2 protein-coding genes and 1 pseudogene are annotated in these 3,932 nt (G+C 64.0%); 1 reads left to right on the top strand and 2 read right to left on the bottom strand.

Annotated elements, in window-relative coordinates; genetic code table 11:
- Positions 1-56 precede the first annotated feature (56 nt).
- Together ACOVRJ_RS16705 and ACOVRJ_RS16700 are read right to left on the bottom strand one after the other, a co-directional pair.
- On the bottom strand, positions 57-1,082 hold the full coding sequence (locus ACOVRJ_RS16705; RefSeq protein ID WP_422044965.1) for an IS630 family transposase: 1,026 nt from the start codon (positions 1,080-1,082) through the stop codon (positions 57-59).
- Positions 1,083-1,220: 138 nt separating this feature from the next.
- Positions 1,221-2,044 (bottom strand): annotated as a pseudogene (locus tag ACOVRJ_RS16700) (IS630 family transposase); the annotation flags it as partial.
- 179 nt (positions 2,045-2,223) lie between these two features.
- Here ACOVRJ_RS16700 and ACOVRJ_RS16695 point away from each other — a divergent pair.
- Positions 2,224-3,741: a glycosyltransferase family 2 protein gene (locus tag ACOVRJ_RS16695; protein ID WP_422044964.1), complete on the top strand. Its 1,518-nt coding sequence runs from the start codon at positions 2,224-2,226 to the stop codon at positions 3,739-3,741.
- The last annotated feature ends 191 nt before the right edge of the window (positions 3,742-3,932 follow it).

Genomic DNA, 3,932 nt, shown 5'->3' with positions numbered 1-3,932 from the left:
GCTTCGATATGCAGATGGCGTGACGTAAGCACTTTATTGGAACGGAGTACTAGTACTTAATCGCGTAAGTTGACGATAGTGTTTCGAAGCTGCGCACCCCGGACCTCCCGTTTGCGCCACACGAAGGGGGCGGCGTTTTCGTTGTACGCGACGGTGAATGCATGGATGGCCTCTACCAGTTGCTCGGTGCTGCGAAAGCTCGCATTGCTCAGCGTCTTGCGCTGGAAGATTCCGAACCAGATCCCGACCTGATTGAGCCAGCTCGCGCTGGTGGGCGTGAAGTGGAAGGTGACGTTTGGGTGCGCAGCAAGCCAGTCGTCGTTCCTTTTGTGGGTGTTCAGATTGTCCAAGATGACGTGGATTTCGCGTCCGGCAGGCTGGGCGGCGATCACCTCATCAAGGAAGGCCTGAAAGTCCGCACGCTTCTTGGTCTGGGTGGTTTTTCTGCGGATGACGCCGGTGGCGACTTCCAGGGCAGCGAAGAGGTTGACCGTACCGTGGCGTTTGTAGGTGCTCTTGATCCCCTGAACGATCTTGCCGCTGCTGGTCTGCACGTAGCCGCGTGCCCGTTCCAATGCCTGGATCGAAGGCTTCTCATCCACACTGAGGACCAAAGCGTTTTGCGGCGGATTCAGGTACAGCCCAATCACGTCGGCCGCCTTGGCGGCAAACTCAGGGTTCGTGCTGACACACCAAGACCGATGTCGCTGCAACTGGATGCCTTGCTTGCGCAACACACGCCACACGGCGTCATCGGACACGCCCAGCGCTGCAGCCAGGCTGCCGCCGTCCCAGCTCGCCATCCCCGCCGGCGGCGCCACCTCCAGCTGCGCCAGGATGCGATCGCGAAGCTCCACGCCGTACTTTGCCGGTTTGCCCGACCTTGGCGCATCGCGCATCCCAGCCAAGCCGCGCGCAGCGAACCGCTGCCGCCACTGCCCGACAGTGTTCGGACGCAAACTCATCTCGCGTGCGATCTCGTCGTTGCGCTTACCCCGAAGGCAAGCCAAAACGATGCGCGCTCGCTGTGCCATCCGCACTTCGCCACTGTGGCTTCGAGCCATTCGCTCGAGCTGCGCCATCGTCTCCGCCGTACACGACAATGCGATCGCTACACGTGGCACAAGGCTCTCGCTCATGAGGCAAGGAAAGCACCATAGTACTAACTATCGTTTACGCAATCAAACACTAGCGATTCATCCGGCATCAACAAACTTGAATCAAGCCGCATAGCGAAGGGGCCATGTTCGAAGTACTTGCGAATGCGTTCAGGCTGGCGTTGAACGCGTCGCAGGGGGCGTGCAGCGGCCTTGACCCCTTGCAGCTTGGTGCGCGCCGGGGCCTGCGTGGTGACCGCTTGCTTGATGTCGGCGTTGGCCATCTCGTCGGGGTTGAGTTCGGGGCTGTAGCTGGGCAGGTAGAACACCTCGATGGCATCAGCGTGCTCGGCCAGCCAGGCCTTGACCGGCTTGGCGTGATGCACCCGCAGGTTGTCCAGGATGAGGAACAGTTTCTTGCGCGCTCCCTTGACCAATCGGCGCAGGAAGTCGATCAGGATCTGCGCATTGAGCGCTCCATCGAAGATGCGCCAGCGCATCTGCCCTTTGTTGGTGACGGTGGAGATCACCGACAGGCCATGGCGCTTGTTGTTGACCCGTATGACCGGTGTCTGGCCTTTGGGCGCGAAGCCACGACCACGAACGTCGTCGCTGCGCAGCCCGCTGTCGTCGCCCCAGTGAATCTCGGCGTCCTCGGCCTGGGCCCGTGCGGCGATGGCCGGGCAGTCCTCATCAAGCCACTTGCGCACCGCAGCGGGCGACTGCTCGCAGGCTTTTTTCATCGGCTTTTGCGGCGTGAAGCCCCAACGCGCCAGATACAACCCCATCGTGCGTACCGCCATGCGAATGCCAAATGGCCGCTCGATGACTGGGGCCACCGCAGCGCGAGTCCACAGCGCGCAGGGCATCTTCAGCTGGTCCGGCGTCTTGTCAGTGATCAGCCTGCGCACCAAAGCCTCCTGCTGCGCACTCAGCAGCCGGCCATCTCAAAGGGCGCCGTGTTCAGTTTTGCGCGACCACCTCTCTCTCGCCAGACCGTCTGCATGACCAGATCGAGACGGCTGAATACGCTTGAGCATGGCGCTGGGCGTGGTAGTCGTGTTTGGCTGACGGCTTTGGCGTCTGCGCATGTAACGGCCGCGTCAGGGGCGGCTTGCGGTCAGCCATGAAGCTGTCGATCATCGTCCCGCTGTTCAATCACTTGGCCGAGACGCAGGCGATGTGGGCGTCTTTGCAGGCCACGCTGCCGGCTGGTTTGCAGGCCGAGATCGTTCTGGTGGACGATGGGTCCAGTGACGGCACGCGGGCCTGGTTGGCGGGCTTGGCTGACCCACAAAGCCCGGCAGCGCCAAGCCATGCTGGCGTGCTGGGCCGGCCCGGTGGGCAGGTTAGCGATACACCACCGCTGCGCACGGTGCTCAACGCTGCCAACCTGGGATTTGCGCGGGCGTGCATGGCCGGAGTGGCCGCTTCTACAGGCGAGGTGCTGGCCTTTCTGAACAACGACCTGGTGCTCAAACCTGGCTGGCTGGAGCCGATGTGGGCGGCGCTGATGGAGGGCGGGGCCGCAGCGCGGGCGGGGGTGGTGGGCAATGTGCAGCACCGTGTGGCCGATGGCGCGCTGGACCATGCCGGGGTGCACCTGACGCCGCTTGCGCAGTTTCAGCACACGCAAGTCTTGCCGGGTATGGCCATGATGGGTGTGGCGCCGGGTGCGGGGCCGCGTGCTGGGGTGGGTGTTGGTCTGAGTGTTGGTTCAGATGTTGGTTCAGATGCCGGGCTGGAGGGTACAGCGCCCGTTTTGCGCACGCTGGCGGTGACTGGCGCCTGCATGCTGGTGCGCCGTGCGGACTTTGAGGCCGTGGGGGGCTTTGACAGCCGGTATGTGAACGGCTGCGAAGACTATGACCTGTGCTTCAAGCTGCAGGCCCGGGGCCTGGTGACCGTGGTGGCCACGGGCAGCCGCGTGTTGCACCACGTGAGCCTGAGCCGCGGCCGCACCGTAGCCCAGAACGAGCGCAACAGCCGCATGCTGTTTGAGCGGTGGCGGCGCGAGATCAAGCGCGAGTTGGTGCGGGTATGGGCGGCTGCGCTGCACGGGGGCAGCCTGCAGACCTGGTGGCCGGGCCGCCTGACGGGCGCCCTGGAAAGGACGCCCCACACAGCCGCCCAGATGCTGGCCGAGGCGGCCTTGCAGCAACAGGAGCACCGCTGGGCGCTGGAGCTGGACGGCGTGGACTTGAACGCCGCCCTGCCTGAAAGCACCCGCGGCGAGGGCCTGGCCTGGCACCCCGGCGCTCAGGCCTGGGGCCTGCCGCAGGGCGAGGCGGCCTTCAACTTCAGCGGCGTGCGCAGCGTGCGAGATTTTTACGTGTGCGGGCGCGTGGCCGAGAGTGGGGCAGGCGGCGGCACTGGCGCCCGGGCTTTGGGCGAGATGGAAGTGACCCTGTGCGCCAATGGCCTGCACGAGCAGACTTTTCCCCTGATGCCCAACCCCACCGCCCGCCACCTGAACGTGGGCCTGGTGCCCCCGTTGTGCCTGCCGGCCCTGCCGGCGCAGCACTTCACCGTGCGCATCACCCGAGCAGATCCTGCCACCCCACCCAGCCAGCGCCCCGCCGTGGGCGGCGCGGTGTGGCTGACGCATCTGGTCGTGGATGGGAAGGCGGTGAGGTTGGGGTAGGGGCGGATGAACTCAAGCAACTTCCAGCGCTCGGAAGGGGAGCGTGCTGAGCATCAATACCCGCGATATCTGTTGCGTTAGACCTTATCAATTGCATGTACAGGTAAGTGTCCAGTTCTCCCACCTTGATTCCAGCTGAAGGCACTGTGACGATGGTGCCCACTTATTTGAATAGGTGGGCACTTATGCAT

The organism is Roseateles sp. (assembly GCF_049240545.1).
Taxonomy (GTDB): domain Bacteria; phylum Pseudomonadota; class Gammaproteobacteria; order Burkholderiales; family Burkholderiaceae_C; genus Paucibacter_A.
This window is presented reverse-complemented; position numbering and strand designations above follow the sequence as displayed.